The organism is Bradyrhizobium sp. USDA 223 (assembly GCF_044909005.1).
Lineage (GTDB): Bacteria > Pseudomonadota > Alphaproteobacteria > Rhizobiales > Xanthobacteraceae > Bradyrhizobium > Bradyrhizobium yuanmingense.
The window spans coordinates 5,345,296-5,362,252 of the sequence record NZ_JBIYDR010000001.1; the positions used below are offsets into that span (position 1 = coordinate 5,345,296).

Sequence of the window (16,957 nt, forward strand, 5' to 3'; positions counted from 1 at the left end):
AGCCAATGGGTAGGTCTCGACCTGTCCTCCAACGGAGCTTATCCCCATGGATGACGTCATCATCATCGGCGGCAGCTTTGCCGGTCTCGCCGGCGCCCTCCAGCTCGGCCGTGCGCGGCGCAAGGTCACCGTTCTCGACACCGGCCTGCCGCGAAACCGCTTTGCCCACCACTCGCATGGCCTGCTCGGCCACGATCACAAGCCGCCGCTGGATATCCTGGCCGAGGCGCGGCAGCAGCTGGCGCGTTATCCCACGATCAGGCTGGTCAATGCCCGGGCCGACAGCGTCTCCGGCGCCATCGACAATTTCTCCGTCCTCACGTCCGGTGGCGAAAGCTTTCGGGCGCGACGCCTGATCCTGAGCTATGGCATCACCGACCAGATGCCTGATGTTCCGGGCTTTGCCGAAGGCTGGGGCACGTCGATCGTGCCCTGCCCGTATTGCGACGGCTTTGAAGTCGCCGGCCAGCATTGGGGCCTCGTCTGGTCCGGCCCGCAGTCGCACAATCAGGTCAGGCTATTCCGCGATTGGACCGACAGGTTGACGCTCTTCGCCGATGGTCACGATATTCCGCCCGATATCCGGGCCGATCTGGCGCGACGCAACATACCCGTCGTCGATGGCCGGATCACCGGGATCGCCCAACGCGGGGCCCATAACGCCACCGTCAAGCTCGATTCCGGCCCCAATGTCGCAGTCGACATCCTGTTCGCGCATCCGCGCAACAAGCCGTCCGCAAGCCTGCATGAATCACTGGGCCTCGCCACGGTCAAAACACCCCTCGGCATCATCCTCAAGGTCGACGAGCGCCGCGAAACCAGCATGCACGGCATCTACGCCGCCGGCGACCTCGCCAACCCCATCACGCCGCCATCGGTCACCCTGGCATCATCGCACGGCGCGATGGCGGGTATCTTTGCCCAGCAGTCGATGGTGGTTTGAGAGCACAGATGCAGGATGAGCATGGCCGTCGAACGAGACAGCGCGGGTGTGCGCTTCCCTCCGCCCTTCGTCTATCTGGGAGCGCTGCTGTTGGGGCTGGCGGCGGAGCGGTTCGTCACCCAGCGTTCTTTCGGCATCGACTGGCGGTTGCTGGTCGCGGCGGGCGCGCCGCTGTTCGTTGCCGGCGCGGCGATGATGCTTGCGGCGGCGGGGTTGTTCCGGCGGCTGGGCACCAACGTTCCGCCGTCGCAGCCAACGACCCTCATCGCAACGACCGGCCCTTATCGGTGGACCCGCAATCCCATGTATCTCGGCATGGCGCTTATCTATGCCGGCCTTGCGATCAGCTTCGACGGGCCGATCGCCTTCGCCTTGCTCCCGTTGGTGCTGATCGCGATCCAGACGCAGGTGATCGCCCGCGAGGAGCGCTATCTGGAAGCAAAGTTCGGCGACGACTACCGCCGCTACAAGGCCAAGGTTCGCCGCTGGCTCTGACTTCCGCCGCTGCCGCGTGTGGGGCCGGCCGTCAGCCAGCTGTCCCGACGGATCGCCGTCCTTACCCGGAGCAACTCTTCAGTGTCTGGAAAGTATCCATCCGTCTTGCAGGGCCGTCCAAACAACTGGAGGCATCAATGGTCTACAGTCAAATTGTCAAAAAAGAGATCCGCAGGAGCTTCGATCATGTCAACAACCAACGTTGGGATGATGCTGCAAAAGGCCTAACGCCAAACGCGTATCACTGGGTTGCCGGAGATCATGCGTTGGGGGGTGAGCGACATGGAAAGCAATCGGTGAAGCAGTGGTTCGAGCGCATGGGCCGTGTTTTCCCGAAGCTGCACATAGATATTGAACAGGTCGAGGTGACGGGTTGGCCATGGAACACCACAGTGTTCGTCAAGTGGCGGGCCAACGCGAGGCTACTTGACGGCCAAAGCTCGTATGTGAACAGGGGCGTCCACGTCTTCAAGTTGCGATGGGGCAAGGTTTATTCGATTGAGGAATACTTCGACTCGCAGGCTGCAGAACGAAGCCTCGCTATCCAGGCTCGTGCCGGTTTGGAGGAAGCTGCGGCTGGACCAATCGTGAGCTAACGCCGATCATTCGTGTGATGCCACCATCAGCTTGGCGTTAAACAGGCGTTGAGCACCTGAGCCGTTGCGTGGTGGCATTCGAAATGCAGAGTGACGCGCATTCCACACAAGGATGTACAGAGTATACTGTCACCATCGCGCCAAACCTATAGCTTGCGATACGTCACATGCGCCGTCGCGAACGGAATGCCCGCGCGCCCGGCGCTGCCGCGCACGATGCAGGCGTGGTCATCGACCGCATAGAACCAATCATCGAAGTTCAGCTTGAACGACTTGCCGTCGCCCTGGGGCGTGTCGCGCGTGTAGGTCCAATGGAATGCACAACCGGCCTGCTCGCCGGTGGCCTCGCCTTCCAGGCGGTTCTCATGGCCGGTGTATTGGCCTTCGCCCAGCTTGTGGATGGTCCAGCGCAGCGTGTCGCTGTGGCCGTCATCGAAGGTGTAAGTTTCGGTCAGGACGACGGTGTCGGTGTCCGCGTCCAGCTCGCCATGAGCGGCGATCGACGCGCGCTTCAAGAGCCCGCCGACGAGGCTCTCGACCACCGCCCAGCCTTCCAGGCGGCCGACGAAGAACTGCTCCGGGAGAAACACGGGCGTTGTGCCCGCGAACGCATCAATGGCCATGGCTTTTCCTCCGAAACCGGTGACGACATAAGCCGCCTCTCAGCACCAGGTTCCTCAGGAGGAAACTTGCCTGTATCGGCCGCGTGCTTGCAACGCGTGCAGACCCCGCGCCAATACCTCGCGTTCTCCACAGTCTGCCGGAACAGGTGGACAAGCCGAGTCCTGCCGTTTGGGAATCCCTGCCCCGTGCTAACCGCGGGGAACGAGTGGGTGGGCGGACGGATTCGTCCCGCAGGAGCGGCCTCGCATGCTGATGACCAGGGAAAGACGACCGGCGATCCGAACCCTGCGCGGCTGGGCCATCCACGTGCTGCACGAGGCCGGCGCGATCTGCGTGCGAGGAGCACGGCTGGGCCAAGGATCGCGCCGACCCGCACGCTCGGAAACGCGCGGTCGAGCGTGCGCGCCAGGATCCGCCGGACGGCGTCTCGGCCGATGAGGCGATCGCGGAGATCAACGATGTCCTCGATTCGATCGGCGATACCTGTCCGGAGTGTCCTGACGAGGGCCTTTGAGGCCTGCTGCAAGGCGCTTCGCGTGCTTCATGCGGATTTCCGCCGCGCCCCTGAGGCCTGCTTCTTCGCGGACGTCTCCTTGGCGGCCGCCTTCTTGCCCGCGATCGGCATCAGCATCTCCTTCTGGCCGGCCGCCGCCTTCCTCGGCTTCTTCGCCGGCTTGTCCGCCTTCGCGGGCGCGGCCTGCTTCCCGGCGTCCTTGCCGACGCTGCGGCGCAGCGCCTCCATGAGGTCGACGACGTTCTCGCCCTTCGGCCGCTCCTTCGGCCGGATCACCTTGCCGGCGCGCTTCTCGTTGATCAGCTCGATCAGCGCGGTCTCGTAATGGTCCTCGAATTTCTCGGGCGCGAAGCGTCCGGCCTTCTGGTTGACGATGTGCCGGGCGAGATCGAGCATGTCCTTGGTGACTTTCACGTCTTGGATGTCATCGAAATATTCCTGCTCGCTGCGCACCTCGTAGGGGTAGCGCAGGAGCGTGCCGACGAGGCCCTTGTCCATCGGCTCCAGCGCGACGATGTGCTCGCGGTTGGTCAGCACCACGCGCCCGATCGCGACCTTGTCCATCTCGCGGATGGTCTCGCGGATCACCGCGAAGGCATCGTGGCCGACCTTGCCGTCGGGGCGGATGTAATAGGGGCGGATCAGGTAGCGCGGGTCGATGTCCGATTTGTCGACGAATTCGTCGATCTCGATCGTGCGCGTCGATTCCAGCGCGATCTCCTCGAGCTCTTCCTTCGAGACCTCGATGTACTGGCCCTTCTCGAGCTCATAGCCCTTGACGATGTCCTCGTTCGGCACCTCGTCGCCGGTCTCCGCGTCCACCTTCACGTATTTGATGCGGTGGCCGGTCTGCCGGTTGAGCTGGTTGAACGAGATCTTCTCGCTCTCGGACGTCGCGGGATAGAGCGCCACGGGACAGGTGACGAGGGACAGTCTCAGGAAGCCTTTCCAATTGGCGCGCGGGGCCATGTACGCAGAACTCCGTTTCGAGGCGACTTGGATTCAAGACGAACGGCGGGCCTCGGTTCCGACATGGCATGGAACAGAAAAGCGCGGGACATCCGACGGCCGACCGCAACCGCCGATCGGCTCAATCCGGCCCGAAATGGCGCGAAACGCTTGTTTTGAAACTTGAATAGCCGGAGCCTTCCATCTGGGCGCAGCCTCGCGAAGGGCCGTCCAGTCCCGTCACCCCTCCACCCGCCACAGCCGCCACCGCTCCGGGACGCCCTTCAGCCGGTGCACGCCGTGATCCCGCAGTGCGATCGCCGCCTGCGCCGTCATCAGCTCCTTCACCGCGCTCGACACCAGGACCTCGCCGGCGCGCGCTTTCGCGGCGATGCGGGTGCCGATGTGGAAGGCGAGGCCGACCATCTCGCCGCCGCTGATGGTGTATTCGCCGACGTGCAGGCCCACGCGGATTTCGAGGCCGAGCGTGCGCACGGCTTTCTGGACCGCGGTGGCGCAGGCGATGCCGGCGGCGGGCTTCTTGAAGGTTGCCAGCACGCCGTCGCCAGTGGTCACGACCTCCTTGCCGCCGCACGTCTTCAGCTCCTTGCGCACCGCCGCGTAGTAATGGCCCATGACCTTGGTCCAGCGCGCATCGCCGAGCTTGGCCGCCTTCGCGGTGGAGCCGACGATGTCGACGATCAGGATGGTGGCGAGCGCCTGCTTGAGCTCGGCCCCACGTGCGGCCGACGGCCGCCGGTTCGCGATCGTGCCGGTCAGCGGCTCATAGCGATGGCTGCGGCGCCGCGCGATCGCGGCTTTGGTGTAGTCCTGCGCGCGCTGCGCGGTGCCGCAACGAACGGTCTTCTCCTGCGGCAGACGCGACCAATAGACCTTGCGCGCCGCTCCGGTGCCATGCACCTCCACCGCGCCCCATTTCAGGAAGACCGCCGAGCCGACCCGCCTGACGCACCACGCCTTCGAGGTGTATCCGGAAACGTTCGACTGATGGACACCGATGCGGAGGAATTTGGGCATGAAGGCGCGGCCAGAGACCGTTTGGGCGTAGCTTCGGCAAAGCTAGTCGTACAATCCGGCCTTGGCAACCAGCCCCGGCCTGCTGACTCCAGCAGGACAAGTTCATCCGGGAGCGATGTCCAGATCGATGTGCTATCGTCTTGTGGGGCGGCAGATGAAGACCCGGAGAGAACCCATGGCAACGAGTGTCAAGCAAATGCTGGAAGCTGCGAACGCGGCGGTCCCGAAAATCACCTCGGAGCAGGCGGCCGAGATGATCAACCAGGGCAACACGCTAGTCGTGGACGTTCGCGATGCGCCGGAAGTCGCCGCCAGCGGCAAGATCGCCGGCGCCGTGAATGTCTCGCGCGGGATGCTGGAGTTTCGCGCCGACCCGGAGTCGCCCTATCACGACAAGGCGTTCGACAAGAGCAAGACCGTCATCCTCTATTGCGCATCCGGCGGCAGGTCGGCGCTGGCCGGTAAGCTCTTGAAGGATATGGGTTACGAGAACGTCTACAACGTCGGCGGCTTCAAGGACTGGACGGGCGCAGTCGAGAAGTAGCGAGATCAGCAGCGCGGTTCCGTTGACTGCGCTGCGAACTCCGATTGGCACTTTCTGCGGCAAGGCGCGTTGCGGTGTTGTCGAGGAGGCGCAGATGACCAAGACCAAGGCTGCCCACGCGCAAGACGCAAAGATTCCGACGCAAGCAGCGCTCAATCCCGGTGACGAAGCCCCGCCCGGAACCAAGGGCACCGGCGACGACGTCTGTCCCGATTGTCACGGCAAGGGACGCATCGACGGCGCGCCTTGCGCCACCTGCGGCGGGAGCGGCACCATCACGCGGGCAGTCGGCGGCGCCTGACGCCGCCTCGTCCAGCGGCTTCATCTTCGTAGCAACGATCGGCCCTTCACGTGTGTTTTCCCCAACTGGAGACAGTGAGGCGCACTATGAACAAGACGACCGGACTGACACCCGACGATTTTCCGATCGAAGCCGACAAGGACAAGCTGAAGACCCACAAGGGCGAGCCGGTGGGCTCGGCCGAGACCGAGCAGATTGCGGACGAGATCGCCGACCGGCTGAACGAGCACGCCCACCAGGAAGAGCAGGATCGCTGGTCGGCGTAGTTCAGCGGGGTTGCGACCGCCGGCAGGAATTGGAACGACCGCGCGTTCCCGCGCATTGGCCTTTCGCCGGCGTCTCACCATTCCGGCAAATGGCGGCCTCGGCTCAAGCCCCGCCCCCGGATGCCGGGCCGGGGCCGCCTAGAGCGCGACGCGATCAGGATGAACCGTCATCGCGCTACAGGTTATTGTTTGAGCATGATCTTTTCGGAAAACCGCTGCGCACTTTTCCGGATCATGCACTAGGCCGAGCACAGGAGCGGACATGAAAGCACTCGTCATAGCAGGGCTCATCGCGGCGCTCGCCTCGTCTCCTTACGCCTTCGCGCAAAGCGGCGCGGGGCCGTCGAGGACGGGCTCCGGCATCAATTCGACCGGCACCGGCGGCACGACCGGCGCGGGCGCCTCCAGCCTCAATACGTCGTCGGACGCCAACAGCGGCGGCGCCAGTGCACCGGCGAAGTCGTCAACGATGAGGCCGGGCGACAACGATCCGGCCAGGCAGACCCAGGGCGGCCAGCAGGCCCTGCCGAACGCTCCCGGAACTAACCGGAAATAGCGCGAGCCGGATAGGCATACAGCTCGATCGGGGCGTTGAAGCCGCGCACCTCGTGCCGGCCGACATGCTCCAATGCGAACTCCTTTTCGACAAGCTCGGCGAAATCGCGTGACAACAGCACGTTCCTGCCGAGCGTCTTGGTCAGCGCCTCCAGGCGGGAGGCCATGTTGACGGCCGGGCCGATCACCGTGAAATCCAGCCGCTGGGCCGATCCGATATTGCCGTACATGACATCGCCGACGTGGACGCCGATGCCGTAGTTCAGCGGCGCGCGGCCGGTCGCGCTGTTCCGATCGTTGAGCGCGGCCATGGCTCTCCTCGCCTCTGCCACCGCGTGCAGAAGATTGGCGCAGGCGTTCGGCTGATGCAGCGGGAAGATGGCGAGCAGCCCGTCACCGATGAATTTCAGGATCTCGCCGCCGTGCCGCGCGATCGGCTCCGACATCGCGTCGAAATAGTCGTTGAGGAGGTCGATGACGTCATCGCGCGGCCAGTTGTCGGAGATCTTGGTGAAGTCCCTGAGGTCGCAGATCATGATCGCGGCGCGCACCGTCGTGCCGGTGCCGCGCCTTGTGGCGCCGGCCAGGATCAGCTCGCCGGCATGGGAGCCGACATAGGTCTCGAGCAGCGTGCGCGCCAGGCGATTCTTGATGCGGATCTCGCTGACCAGCGCCAGCACCGGCAACAGCTTCTTCAGACCGGCGACATGCGCGTCGTCGAAACCGCCGGGACGATCAGTGGCAAACGTGACGACGTGGCGCTTGCCGAGCGTGTGCAGCAGCGGCCAGGCCACATAATCGGTCATGCCCAGCGAGCGCATGTCGTCATAGAGAGCATGCTTGCGACCGAGCGAGGAATCCTGTTCGAGCTTTTCGCGGACCTCGTCGGCACCGTCATGGATCTCGTTGGCGGAGCTGCCGATATATTCGGACCGCTCGCGAACGTCATAGTCGGCCAGCGTGATCTCCGCCTCGCGCTTGCCGTCGGACCACATCATGCGGGCGCCCAGCCATTGCGGATGATGGATCATCACGTGAAGCGTCGACCGCTTGAGCGGAATGCCCGCCTGCTGCAGGCGGATGCACATCTGCGCAAAGATATTATCGATGAAGCGCTCGTCGCGCGTGCCGTTGGTCAGCCAGTCGATGACGCCGTCGGCCTGCGTGGGGGCGTATGTGTCTGGCGCATTCATATTCTGCCCCTCGAGCTGGCATCTTTAGCGAAGCAGATATTGTGTGCCGGCCGGGCGGCGTCAACCTGGCCAGTTGCATGGATTGTGCGCATCGGTCCGAGGTTCTAGACCAGAAGCCGGATCGACCCCAGCACCGCCAGGCCCGCGACGAGCGCAAGCTGCGACGGCCCCGCCAGCTCGAGCTTCAGCGTGCCGGTGCGGGGAATCGCAAATTCCTCATTGTCGAGGCGGATGCGGCATTCGCCCCGCGGGGCGTAGACCAGATGCGTGCCGGCGGCGAGGTGCCGGTGATCGCCGGGCTGCTTCAGTGCGAGGAGATCGATCTCGGCCGCACCGCGTCGCGCCATGAGGTTCACGACCTCGACGGGACCGGCCGCGAGCTCGGTCACGATCTCGAGCTCGCCGGTGAAACGCACCGTCGTAAAAGGTTCACGCTCGTCGAATTCCTGCGTCGGCGACTTCAGCACCAGCCCGCGCCCTTCGACGACCATCTGCAAGCGGTCGATGCCGGGCATGTGGGAGAAGGGACCGGGCGCAAAAATCGGCGTCGACGCAAAGCGCCAGAGCAGGCTGTCCCAGTCCTTGCGCGGCGCATCGGCCCGGTGCGCGTCGGCGATGTCGGTGAAGACGCCGCCGCCGTTCTTCCACGGCGAGCGGGTGTAGTTTTCAGGATTGAGCAGCGTGGTCTTCATGGAGATCCCCAATGCGATGAGGGTGCGGATCCAGGAACGGCTCGGCCTCCTTGCGCACCGCATCCAGATGCGTGAACAGCGAGACGTGACCGCCATCGGGGAGCGCCAGCAGCTTCGCCTGCGGGATTGCCCGGCAGACGTTCTCGGCATGCGAGAACGCCACCACATCATCGGCGCGTCCGTGCACGACGAGAGCAGGCGCCGAGACCGTTCCTGCAGGCAACCGCTCGAGCGCGGCAAATTGCGCGATGTCGTTGACGGTCCCGGGGATCCTGGCGGCTAGATGCTCGAACACGCTCGCCTGCAAGGTGCGCAATAAGAGGCCTGCCTCGGGATGGCGCAAGGTTCGCTCGCGCATTGCGTCATCGGGAATCGCGCGGCGCGCACCAGCTTGCGGATTGCGTTCAGCCCGCCACTTCAGGACCCCTGGCAATCCGGGAAGACGCGCAAGATGGCGCATCATGCGCAGGCGCGCGGCGATGTCCGGCGGCGTTTGCAGTCGTCCCGTGCAGGCCGACACCAGCACCAACGCGCAGCAGCGCGAGGGATGCCGCGCGGCAAATTGCAGCGCCGAAGGGCCGCCGGCCGAGACCGCGACGACGGCCGCGCTGGAAATCCCGAGCGCGTCGAGCAGATCGCGATAGAGATCAGCCTGGTCATCGGGCGAGGCGCCCAGCTCCAGGCGCGAGCCGAGATAGCCCGGACGAGACACGGCAAGAACCCGCTTGTCGCAGAGCGTCGAAGTGAGTGCACGCGCGAGCAGCCACGATTGGTCGTGGCCGCCCATGCCACCATGGATGGCGAGGATCGCAGGCCCCTCGCCTGCGACCGAGCATTGGATGATCCCGCGGGAGGTCTGCACCGAGACCGGAGCAGGCCCGGCGAGCGGCAATGCGTCCGGATTTGCGGTCATGTTGCGCCTTCCACGCTTCCGGGTGCGCCGGCCTTGAGATGACGCAGAAGCTTCGCGGGACGCTGACGCCTGGGTGAACTGCAGACCCAGGCGATCCCTTACAATAGGCCCCCGGCTAGCTCAAGGGTTCGGCCTGCGGAATGCGCGGACGCGCGCATGACGCCCGCGGAATCCGCGCGGCTATTTCGACGCCAATGCCGCCACAGGCCGCCAGCTGACGTCGGGCGCAGCTGCAGCGAGCCGACGGCAGCGGTCGCGCATCAGCTCGGCCGGGCGATCGTCGCCGCGCTGCTTCAGCACCGCCTCGAAATCGGCGAGCGCATCGGCAAAGCGGCGGGCGCGATAGGCGGCGAGGCCGCGCTCGTAATCGGCGATCCAGCCGGTGCTGCCAACCGCCATCTCGTTCACCATCCCGATCAGCTCGTGAACGGAGAGTCCCTCCTCGCGTCCGTAGACCGCGATGCTGTCGACCTCGCGCGTGACGACGGCACCGCGCGCCAGACATTCGGTCGCCGCGCCGATCAGGATCTGCGTGCCGTAGGATTTGTTGGCGCCTTCGAGGCGGCTCGCGACATTCACGGCATCGCCGATCACGGTGTAGTTCAGCCGCAGCTCCGAGCCGATATTGCCGACCAGCATGCGGCCGGAATTGATGCCGATGCGGATCTGGAGCGGCTGACCGAGATCGTCGACGAGGCCCGATTCGTCGATCGCCCGGCGGCAGGCGAGCGCGGCGCGGCAGCATCGTGCGGCGTGATCGCCTTGCGGCTGCGGCGCGCCCCAGAACGCCATCACGGCATCGCCGATGAACTTGTCGATGGTGCCGCCATTGGCGACGATGATCTCCGAGGTGAGGTCGAGATAGCGCGACAGCAGCGGCACGACGCGGTCACCGAGCCGCTCCGACAATCCAGTAAAGCCAGCGATGTCGATGAACATCACGCTGAGCTCCTGAACGCTGCCGCCGGGCTTCGCCTCGACGCCCTGGCGCAGCAGGCCGCGGACGAGATCCGCCGGGATGAACTTGCGGAATGCGGACAGGCCGGCCGCCATCTCGGCGATCGCACCCGACAGGCTTGCGATCTCCTTGAGCCGTGACGGATGGCGGCGGACCTGCTCCAGCGCGAAGGCTTCGACGTGGCGCAGTTCGCCGACGACGCGCGACAGCGGCGCGGCGATGACGGACCGCGCCAGCATTGCCGAGGCCAGCGCCGCGAGCACGGCGCCGACGGCGAGGCCGAGGATCAGGCGATGCAATGTCGTCTCGACCGGCCCGAGAAATTCCGCCTCGGGGATCACGGTCGCGAGCGACCAGCCGGGAAACGGCAGCGGCGTCAGTGCAACCTCATAGGCCGCGCCGCCCGAGGTGAGCCGATTTCGCCACGCCTCCTTGCGGCCGGCCTTCCCCGGCCTGGTCGAGCGCTGCGCGCGCCAACGGCAGCAGCGCCGTGTCGCCACGCGCCGGATGGAGCTCGTCGGCGTCCTTATCCGGCGCCGCGACAAGCTCACCGCTGCCGTCGACGATGAAGGCGGTGCCGGTGCGCCCGACCTCCAGCTGCGACAGGAAGCGCGCAAGCCTGGTATATTCGATGATGACGGCAAGCACGCCTTGGCGCTCCTGGTAGACGTCGATCGGGCCGGCGAAGGCGATCGACGGCCGCTCGCCGGTCGCGTGGTGCGTCACCCTGAACCATTGCGGGTCGTCCGCGCCGAGGCCGGCCTTGAACCAGGCCTGATCGGCGACGCGGAAATCGGTCGGCTCGAAGCGGCGGTTGGCGAACTCGATGTCGCCGGGCACCACGTCGTATTCGTCGACGCGGCGCTCGCCCGGATGATCCGTGAGCGAGATCTCCATCATCTCCAGGCGCCGGTCGCCGAGCTTGTGCGCGGCGAAGAAGGAGCCGTCGGGCCAGCCGAACGCGACCCAGGAAATCGTGGCCTGCGATTGCAATTGCGAGAGGAAGACGAATTCGCGCTTGTCGGCCTCGCGGGTGTCGAGCACGTTCTGGAGGAACAGCGTGCGGATCGCGGTGTGCGCGGCCCGCGCCTCGTCGACGATGGCCGAGACCTCCTTGCGCACCGCCGCGACGATCTGCTCGTTGATGGTCGAGGCGAGCTGCCGGCTGGCCGCCTCCGCCGTGCGCCACCACAGCAGGCTGGAGAGCGCCGCGGTCAGCAGGATCGCGGCGAGGACCAGCGCGGAGACCGCAAGGCGGATGCTCACCGTCATCCTTGCGATCGCATGAAGCCGTCGTTCGAGATCGACCGTCATCGCTGTCTTCGCCTGCGCCTTGTCGCGAGCCACTGACATGGCCTTACGGCCGTCAGCGCTCGTTCGTTACGTCTGGCAGGAGCGGGCGCCGGTTGCCAATGCCCGCGGGCTAACGTCTCGATAGAAGCTGGGCATTGGCTTTACCCCCCACTTGCCCGCTACTCCTCACCCAAGCGCACCGCCCGTGCGCCCGATCCCAACCGGTCTCACGGATTTGTGAGCAGCCCGCCGTAACGCGGGCGGCACGCGGAGCGAAGAGACCATGCGCGCATCCCGCCAGGCGATGCCACCTCGAACAGGAGAACCTCGATGTCTGCCAAACATACCGTCACCTCCCTGGTCCTCGCCGGTGCGGTGTCGACCGCCCTCGCGACCCTTGCCTCCGCCGCCCCTCTGAGCAAGGCCGAAGCCGATGCCGCCGTCGCCGCCAAGAAAGAGAAGTGCTTCGGCGTCGCACTGAAAGGCCAGAACGATTGCGCGGCGGGACCGGGCACCACCTGCCAGGGCACCTCGACCGTGGACTACCAGGGTAATGCCTGGAAATTCGTCAAGGGCGGCACCTGCACCAGCATCGAGCTGCCGGGCGGCAAGAAGGGCTCGCTGAAGCCGATCTGACGGCCGGCGCAACGGCAAGCGCGAACGGAGCAGCACGATGAGCACAATCAAGCCGGCCCCGCCAGCAGCGCTGCCGCTCCGCTTCGCAACGCCGATCGGCGGCGTTGCCGGGACGAGCTTCAAGCCCGAGCACCTCCCGGCAATCCTCGAGGCAAAGCCTCGGGGCGGCTTCTTCGAGGTCCACGCCGAGAACTACATGGGCGCTGGAGGGCCGCCGCATCGCGCGCTGGAGGCGATCCGCCGCGATCATCCGCTCTCGCTGCACGGCGTCTGCATGTCGATCGGCGGGCCCCGGCCGCTCGACAAGGCGCATCTGGCGCGCTTCCGCAGCCTGGTCGCGCGCTATCAGCCGGCGCTGGTCTCCGAGCATCTCGCCTGGTCGACGCACGAGACCTGCTTCTTCAACGATCTGTTGCCCCTGCCCTATACGGCGGCGACGCTGGCTTGCGTCTGCGATCACATCGATCAGGTGCAGGAGGCGATCCGGCGGCCGCTGCTGTTGGAAAACCCGTCAACCTATCTCGCCTTCCGCGAATCCTCGATGCGCGAGACTGAATTCATCCGCGCCATTGCGGAGCGCACCGGTTGCGACCTGCTGCTCGACGTCAATAACGTGTTCGTCTCCGCGGCCAACAATGGATATTCGGCGCTCGACTACCTCGCTGATTTCCCGCTGTCGCGCGTCGAGGAAATTCATCTCGCCGGGCATGCCGAGCAGGCCGACGACGAAGGTGACCTGCTGTTGATCGACAGCCACGATGGCCCGGTGGCCGACGCAGTCTGGAAGCTCTACGAGATCGTGATCCGCCGCCGCGGGCCGGTGCCGACGCTGATCGAATGGGATAGCAAGATTCCGGACTGGCCGGTGCTGCAAGCGGAAGCCGCTGCCGCCCAGGCGATCCTCGACCGCCATCAGTCCGCCGTGCCGGCAGGAGAGCGTCATGCCGCCTGAACCAGGTCTGTGCTTTGCCGCATCGTTCGCGCCGGCGCTGCTGGATCCGGCGCGCAGCACGCCTGAGCTCGTGACCGGCCCGAGCGGCAAGGCCGCTGGCCGGCGCTACGACGTCTATCGCAACAACGTCACGGTCAGCCTGATCGACGCGCTCGCCGCGATCTATCCGGCGGTGCAGCGCATCACCGGCATGGACTTCTTCCGCGCGATGGCGCGCTTGCATGTGCGCAGCAAGCCGCCGACATCGCCCCTGCTGTTCGAATACGGCCGCGATTTCCCGGAGTTCATCGCAGCTTACGAGCATGCGCAAGATATGCCCTGGCTCGCCGACGTCGCGCGTCTCGAGTGGGCCTGGCTCGATGCCTATCACGCCGCCGACGCCGTCCCGCTGTCGCCGGCCCGGCTCTCGGCGGTGACACCCGACCGCATGGCTGATCTGGTTTTCATTCCGCACCCGGCCGCGCGATGCCTGCGTTCGAACTACGCTGCCGTGACGATCTTTGCGGCCAACCGCGACGACGCACCGGTCATGCGGATCGATGCCTCGACGCCGGAAGATGCCCTGATCACGCGAGGCGAGTTCGACGTCGCCGTGCGCCGCCTTCCACCCGGCGGCGCGGTCTTCGCCCACCATCTCATGTCGGGCCGGCCCCTCGGCGACGCCGCGACGGCAGCGCTGGAGGCGGCAAGCGAATTCGACATTGCCGCGAACATTGCCGGGCTGATCGAAGCCGGCGCCTTCACCTCGCTCTGTTGCGGAGACCCATCATGATCACGGAGCAACCCATGACGCCCGCCAGCGGCCTGCCGTCGCCCGGAGCAATCGTCGACAGAGCCAATCATCTGGTGCAGGCGCTCGCGGTGCCATCGCTGGTCCAGCTGGTGCTGCGCCTCGCGCTCGCCGTGCCGTTCTGGCGCTCGGGCCTGCTCAAATGGGACGGCTTCCTCAGGCTCAACGACACGGCAGTAACGCTGTTCAGCGACGAATTCATGCTGCATCTGCCCGGCGGTCCCTATCACTTTCCGGCCCCGACGGTGATGGCCTTTCTCTCGGGCTCCGGCGAGATCATGTTGCCGATCCTGCTGGTGCTGGGGCTGGGCACGCGGTTCGCAGCGCTCGGATTGCTGATGATGACAGTGATCGTCGAGCTCACGGTGCCCGACGGCTGGCCGATCCATCTCACCTGGGCGGCGATGGCGCTTGCCCTCATGGCTTACGGGCCGGGGCACATCTCGCTCGATCATCTGATCTGTCGCATCCGTAGCCCGGATGGAGCGCAGCGCAATCCGGGGCAGGTTGCACGGTGAGGCATCGGTCCCGGATTACGCTTGCGCTCCATCCGGGCTACAAAAGAGCACTTACATCCCGCTCAAGCCGCTATCGACCGCGAGTGTTTGTGCGGTGACGTAGACGCTTTCGTCGGAGAGGAAGAACAGCACGGCATAGGCGATCTCCCAGGCCGTCGCCTGACGGCCAAAGGGGATGTGGCCCTTGCCACGGCTGGGGCGCCCGGCGCCGGCTTCGCGGCCGTTGGGGGTGTCGACGAGGCCGGGATAGACGAGGTTGGCGCGGATGCCGCGGCGCGCTCCGAGATGGGCGATGTTGCGCATCAGGCCGCCGAGCGCGGCTTTCGAGGAATCGTACACCGCCATCTGCGAGCCCGCCTTCAGCGCCGCGATGGAGGAGATGAAGACGATGGCGCCGCCATCGTCGAACCTGGGCATCGCGGCGCGACAGCACAGCATGGGGCCGCGGACATTGACGTCGTAGATCTTGTTCCACTCCTCGGGGCTGACGGCATCGAGCCCGACCTTGCCGAAGGTGCCGATGTTCAGCACCATGCCGTCGAGCCCGCCCATGGCGCGGTGCGCCTCGTCGATCATGCGGACGACGTCGGCCTCTGAGGTGACGTCGGCCGCGATGGCAAAACCCTCGCCGCCTTCATCCGTGATGCGCTTCACCGTCTCTTCGGCGGAGCTGCGGTTGAGATCGGCGACCGCGACCTTGGCGCCCTCGCGGGCGCACAGGATGCTCATGGCACGGCCGTTGCCGATTGGATCGCTCGCTGCGTCGAACACGCGTTGGCCGCCGCCGACGATCAGGATGCGGCGCCCTTTGAGGCGCCCCCTGCCCGGCGCTTCGCCGGATGATTCCGCGCTGGGCGGACGGACATAGCGCTCCGGCTTGCCTTCGGTGTCCGCCATCTCAGCCGCCTGGCTTCTTGCCGCCGTCATAGACCTGCATGCCGGCCGCGGGATCGAGATCGGTTTCCGTTGCTTCGGTCAGGCGCGCCATCATCATGTAGAAGCCGAGCGCGACGATAGCCTCGACGATCTCCTGGTCGCTGAAATGCTTTCGCACGGCCGCGAAAGTCGCTTCCGCCACGCGGACGTTCTCGACCACCTCGCGGCCAAATTTCAGCAGCGCGCGCTCGGCCTCGCTCAGGCCGGCAGCGTCGTAGTGCTTGCGCTCGACCGCATCGATCTGCGCTTGCGTGCAGCCGACGCCGAGCGCGATCGGCACGTGCTGGCGCCATTCATAGGCGCCGCCTTCGAGCTGGGCGGATTGGAGGATCAGAAGCTCGCGGTTGACCGCGCTGAGCTTCTGCTTGTGCAGGATGGAATTGCCGAGCCGCATCGCCGGAATCATGTTGGCCTCGGCGTGGGCCATCATGCGGAAGATGTTGAGCTTGACCGGCATGCGGTCGAACGAGGCGCGGATGTCGCCGCTCGTCGTTTCCGGATCAATCAGGGGCAGCCTTGCCACGCGTTTCTCCCTTGGGCTTTCGTTTCTTGTTGTCGGCGTCACCGCCTGCCGCGACCAGCGACAGGAAGAAGGCAAGGTAGCGGTCGATCGCCTCGATCACCTTCGGCCGCGGCGACGGCACCGCGCCCATCACGTAATGCTCGAGGCGGATGTAGATCAGACCGGCGGCGAACAGCCGCGCGGTCTCGCGCGGGTCGGGTGTCGAGATCAGGCCGGCGAGCGCGAAGCCGCGGAAATAATCCGTCATCAGCCTCTGCTCGCGCGCGTAGAAATGATCGGCGAACTTGGCGCGGATGCCGGGCACGCGGTTGCGCTCGGCGGTGATGACCTTCTGGAACTGGTGCTCGCGCGGATCGGACCATTGCTCGACGAGGTCGAGCGCGAACTGCCGGCAGAACTCCGCCGGCTGCCGCGCCAGCTGCTTGTAGCGCGGCTCCTCCAGCCGGCTCGCCGAGCTGGCCGGGCCATGCTCGCTAACGATCGCCTCGAGGATCGCCGCCTTGCCGGGGAAATGATTGTAGAGGCTGCTCTCGCGGATGCCGACGCGGCGCGCGAGCTCGCGCATCGAGGCGCCGCCATAGCCGCTCTGCGCGAACAAATTGAGCGCTTCGGTGAGGATGCGCTCGCGCGTCGTGGGCGCAGCCGCTGCCGCCGCGCTGGAGGTATGGACAGCCATGATACTTGACTAACGAACGCTCGTTCGCTAGTCAACCGCACGAACGATCGTTC

20 protein-coding genes and 2 pseudogenes are annotated in these 16,957 nt (G+C 65.8%); 12 read left to right on the forward strand and 10 right to left on the reverse strand.

Annotation, left to right across the window (positions count from 1 at the left end):
* The first annotated feature begins 46 nt into the window (after nucleotides 1-46).
* The 3 genes from ABIA40_RS24805 (at nucleotide 47) to ABIA40_RS24815 (ending at nucleotide 2,034) form a co-directional block, all read left to right on the forward strand.
* Nucleotides 47-943, forward strand: coding sequence for an NAD(P)/FAD-dependent oxidoreductase (locus tag ABIA40_RS24805; protein WP_271538697.1), 897 nt, complete (start codon nucleotides 47-49; stop codon nucleotides 941-943).
* A gap of 21 nt (nucleotides 944-964) precedes the next feature.
* The gene (locus ABIA40_RS24810; protein ID WP_271538851.1) at nucleotides 965-1,438 is read left to right on the forward strand and encodes an isoprenylcysteine carboxylmethyltransferase family protein; all 474 of its coding nucleotides are present in this window, start codon (nucleotides 965-967) and stop codon (nucleotides 1,436-1,438) included.
* Nucleotides 1,439-1,575: 137 nt separating this feature from the next.
* Nucleotides 1,576-2,034, forward strand: a complete 459-nt coding sequence (locus ABIA40_RS24815) for a nuclear transport factor 2 family protein (protein WP_128262808.1) — start codon at nucleotides 1,576-1,578, stop codon at nucleotides 2,032-2,034.
* Nucleotides 2,035-2,180: 146 nt separating this feature from the next.
* Here ABIA40_RS24815 and ABIA40_RS24820 read toward each other — a convergent pair whose 3' ends face one another.
* The gene (locus ABIA40_RS24820) at nucleotides 2,181-2,657 is read right to left on the reverse strand and encodes a DUF3833 family protein (RefSeq protein ID WP_271538701.1); all 477 of its coding nucleotides are present in this window, start codon (nucleotides 2,655-2,657) and stop codon (nucleotides 2,181-2,183) included.
* A 247-nt stretch (nucleotides 2,658-2,904) separates the two neighbouring features.
* Here ABIA40_RS24820 and ABIA40_RS24825 point away from each other — a divergent pair.
* Nucleotides 2,905-3,172: pseudogene (locus ABIA40_RS24825) on the forward strand (hypothetical protein).
* A 27-nt stretch (nucleotides 3,173-3,199) separates the two neighbouring features.
* On the opposite strand, the gene ABIA40_RS24830 reads toward ABIA40_RS24825, so the two are convergent.
* Nucleotides 3,200-4,141 carry a Ku protein gene (locus tag ABIA40_RS24830; protein ID WP_271538704.1) on the reverse strand — a complete coding sequence of 314 codons (942 nt, stop codon included), beginning with the start codon at nucleotides 4,139-4,141 and terminating at the stop codon, nucleotides 3,200-3,202.
* Nucleotides 4,142-4,360: 219 nt separating this feature from the next.
* A complete protein-coding gene (locus ABIA40_RS24835; RefSeq protein ID WP_271538706.1) occupies nucleotides 4,361-5,158 on the reverse strand; it encodes an adenylate/guanylate cyclase domain-containing protein in 798 nt (265 codons plus the stop codon).
* A gap of 175 nt (nucleotides 5,159-5,333) precedes the next feature.
* Here ABIA40_RS24835 and ABIA40_RS24840 point away from each other — a divergent pair, with 175 nt between their 5' ends.
* The 4 genes from ABIA40_RS24840 (at nucleotide 5,334) to ABIA40_RS24855 (ending at nucleotide 6,825) form a co-directional block, all read left to right on the forward strand.
* Nucleotides 5,334-5,702, forward strand: coding sequence for a rhodanese-like domain-containing protein (locus tag ABIA40_RS24840; RefSeq protein WP_157285238.1), 369 nt, complete (start codon nucleotides 5,334-5,336; stop codon nucleotides 5,700-5,702).
* 94 nt (nucleotides 5,703-5,796) lie between these two features.
* Entirely contained in the window at nucleotides 5,797-6,003 is a 207-nt protein-coding gene (locus ABIA40_RS24845) for a hypothetical protein (RefSeq protein WP_050991724.1), read from the forward strand.
* 86 nt (nucleotides 6,004-6,089) lie between these two features.
* Entirely contained in the window at nucleotides 6,090-6,269 is a 180-nt protein-coding gene (locus ABIA40_RS24850; RefSeq protein WP_128262804.1) for a hypothetical protein, read from the forward strand.
* 262 nt (nucleotides 6,270-6,531) lie between these two features.
* Nucleotides 6,532-6,825 carry a hypothetical protein gene (locus ABIA40_RS24855; protein WP_128262803.1) on the forward strand — a complete coding sequence of 98 codons (294 nt, stop codon included), beginning with the start codon at nucleotides 6,532-6,534 and terminating at the stop codon, nucleotides 6,823-6,825.
* Here the strand turns inward: ABIA40_RS24855 and ABIA40_RS24860 are convergent.
* The 4 genes and pseudogenes from ABIA40_RS24860 to ABIA40_RS24875 all read right to left on the reverse strand — a co-directional run bounded on the left by ABIA40_RS24860 (nucleotide 6,812) and on the right by ABIA40_RS24875 (nucleotide 11,894).
* Nucleotides 6,812-8,017, reverse strand: coding sequence for an adenylate/guanylate cyclase domain-containing protein (locus tag ABIA40_RS24860; protein WP_275497231.1), 1,206 nt, complete (start codon nucleotides 8,015-8,017; stop codon nucleotides 6,812-6,814). The two genes, ABIA40_RS24855 and ABIA40_RS24860, sit on opposite strands and share 14 nt — an antisense overlap.
* Nucleotides 8,018-8,121: 104 nt before the next feature.
* Nucleotides 8,122-8,709: a HutD family protein gene (locus ABIA40_RS24865; protein ID WP_404543649.1), complete on the reverse strand. Its 588-nt coding sequence runs from the start codon at nucleotides 8,707-8,709 to the stop codon at nucleotides 8,122-8,124.
* Nucleotides 8,684-9,622 carry an alpha/beta fold hydrolase gene (locus ABIA40_RS24870; protein ID WP_404543652.1) on the reverse strand — a complete coding sequence of 313 codons (939 nt, stop codon included), beginning with the start codon at nucleotides 9,620-9,622 and terminating at the stop codon, nucleotides 8,684-8,686. Before ABIA40_RS24870 ends, ABIA40_RS24865 begins: the two co-directional genes overlap by 26 nt.
* 180 nt (nucleotides 9,623-9,802) lie before the next feature.
* Nucleotides 9,803-11,894: pseudogene (locus tag ABIA40_RS24875) on the reverse strand (adenylate/guanylate cyclase domain-containing protein).
* A 309-nt stretch (nucleotides 11,895-12,203) separates the two neighbouring features.
* Between ABIA40_RS24875 and ABIA40_RS24880 the strand changes: the two are divergent.
* From ABIA40_RS24880 to ABIA40_RS24895, 4 genes are read left to right on the forward strand one after another with little or no spacing between them, the layout of a single operon-like run.
* Nucleotides 12,204-12,509 (forward strand): DUF2282 domain-containing protein, encoded by a 306-nt coding sequence (locus tag ABIA40_RS24880; RefSeq protein ID WP_036026732.1) that lies wholly within the window; start codon nucleotides 12,204-12,206, stop codon nucleotides 12,507-12,509.
* 37 nt (nucleotides 12,510-12,546) lie between these two features.
* Nucleotides 12,547-13,461 (forward strand): DUF692 domain-containing protein, encoded by a 915-nt coding sequence (locus ABIA40_RS24885; RefSeq protein WP_404543654.1) that lies wholly within the window; start codon nucleotides 12,547-12,549, stop codon nucleotides 13,459-13,461.
* Complete coding sequence (locus ABIA40_RS24890; RefSeq protein ID WP_404543657.1) at nucleotides 13,451-14,233, forward strand: DUF2063 domain-containing protein; 783 nt, start codon at nucleotides 13,451-13,453, stop codon at nucleotides 14,231-14,233. Before ABIA40_RS24885 ends, ABIA40_RS24890 begins: the two co-directional genes overlap by 11 nt.
* Complete coding sequence (locus tag ABIA40_RS24895; RefSeq protein WP_157285245.1) at nucleotides 14,230-14,769, forward strand: DoxX family protein; 540 nt, start codon at nucleotides 14,230-14,232, stop codon at nucleotides 14,767-14,769. The genes ABIA40_RS24890 and ABIA40_RS24895 overlap by 4 nt, the downstream gene beginning before the upstream one ends.
* Nucleotides 14,770-14,820: 51 nt before the next feature.
* Here ABIA40_RS24895 and ABIA40_RS24900 read toward each other — a convergent pair whose 3' ends face one another.
* Genes ABIA40_RS24900 through ABIA40_RS24910 form a run of 3 tightly spaced genes read right to left on the reverse strand, consistent with a single transcriptional unit; the run spans nucleotide 14,821 to nucleotide 16,904 of the window.
* Nucleotides 14,821-15,666, reverse strand: coding sequence for an SDR family NAD(P)-dependent oxidoreductase (locus tag ABIA40_RS24900; RefSeq protein ID WP_271538725.1), 846 nt, complete (start codon nucleotides 15,664-15,666; stop codon nucleotides 14,821-14,823).
* 1 nt (nucleotide 15,667) lies between these two features.
* A complete protein-coding gene (locus tag ABIA40_RS24905) occupies nucleotides 15,668-16,228 on the reverse strand; it encodes a carboxymuconolactone decarboxylase family protein (RefSeq protein WP_271538727.1) in 561 nt (186 codons plus the stop codon).
* The gene (locus ABIA40_RS24910) at nucleotides 16,206-16,904 is read right to left on the reverse strand and encodes a TetR/AcrR family transcriptional regulator (RefSeq protein WP_404543661.1); all 699 of its coding nucleotides are present in this window, start codon (nucleotides 16,902-16,904) and stop codon (nucleotides 16,206-16,208) included. The genes ABIA40_RS24905 and ABIA40_RS24910 overlap by 23 nt, the downstream gene beginning before the upstream one ends.
* Between the last annotated feature and the right edge of the window lie 53 nt (nucleotides 16,905-16,957).

Coding starts and splice junctions, on each gene's coding strand:
- ABIA40_RS24805 (WP_271538697.1), top strand. CDS start 47: ATGGATGACGTCATCATCATCGGCGGCAGCTTTGCCGGTCTCGCCGGC.
- ABIA40_RS24810 (WP_271538851.1), top strand. CDS start 965: ATGGCCGTCGAACGAGACAGCGCGGGTGTGCGCTTCCCTCCGCCCTTC.
- ABIA40_RS24815 (WP_128262808.1), top strand. CDS start 1,576: ATGGTCTACAGTCAAATTGTCAAAAAAGAGATCCGCAGGAGCTTCGAT.
- ABIA40_RS24820 (WP_271538701.1), bottom strand. CDS start 2,657: ATGGCCATTGATGCGTTCGCGGGCACAACGCCCGTGTTTCTCCCGGAG.
- ABIA40_RS24830 (WP_271538704.1), bottom strand. CDS start 4,141: ATGGCCCCGCGCGCCAATTGGAAAGGCTTCCTGAGACTGTCCCTCGTC.
- ABIA40_RS24835 (WP_271538706.1), bottom strand. CDS start 5,158: ATGCCCAAATTCCTCCGCATCGGTGTCCATCAGTCGAACGTTTCCGGA.
- ABIA40_RS24840 (WP_157285238.1), top strand. CDS start 5,334: ATGGCAACGAGTGTCAAGCAAATGCTGGAAGCTGCGAACGCGGCGGTC.
- ABIA40_RS24845 (WP_050991724.1), top strand. CDS start 5,797: ATGACCAAGACCAAGGCTGCCCACGCGCAAGACGCAAAGATTCCGACG.
- ABIA40_RS24850 (WP_128262804.1), top strand. CDS start 6,090: ATGAACAAGACGACCGGACTGACACCCGACGATTTTCCGATCGAAGCC.
- ABIA40_RS24855 (WP_128262803.1), top strand. CDS start 6,532: ATGAAAGCACTCGTCATAGCAGGGCTCATCGCGGCGCTCGCCTCGTCT.
- ABIA40_RS24860 (WP_275497231.1), bottom strand. CDS start 8,017: ATGAATGCGCCAGACACATACGCCCCCACGCAGGCCGACGGCGTCATC.
- ABIA40_RS24865 (WP_404543649.1), bottom strand. CDS start 8,709: ATGAAGACCACGCTGCTCAATCCTGAAAACTACACCCGCTCGCCGTGG.
- ABIA40_RS24870 (WP_404543652.1), bottom strand. CDS start 9,622: ATGACCGCAAATCCGGACGCATTGCCGCTCGCCGGGCCTGCTCCGGTC.
- ABIA40_RS24880 (WP_036026732.1), top strand. CDS start 12,204: ATGTCTGCCAAACATACCGTCACCTCCCTGGTCCTCGCCGGTGCGGTG.
- ABIA40_RS24885 (WP_404543654.1), top strand. CDS start 12,547: ATGAGCACAATCAAGCCGGCCCCGCCAGCAGCGCTGCCGCTCCGCTTC.
- ABIA40_RS24890 (WP_404543657.1), top strand. CDS start 13,451: ATGCCGCCTGAACCAGGTCTGTGCTTTGCCGCATCGTTCGCGCCGGCG.
- ABIA40_RS24895 (WP_157285245.1), top strand. CDS start 14,230: ATGATCACGGAGCAACCCATGACGCCCGCCAGCGGCCTGCCGTCGCCC.
- ABIA40_RS24900 (WP_271538725.1), bottom strand. CDS start 15,666: ATGGCGGACACCGAAGGCAAGCCGGAGCGCTATGTCCGTCCGCCCAGC.
- ABIA40_RS24910 (WP_404543661.1), bottom strand. CDS start 16,904: ATGGCTGTCCATACCTCCAGCGCGGCGGCAGCGGCTGCGCCCACGACG.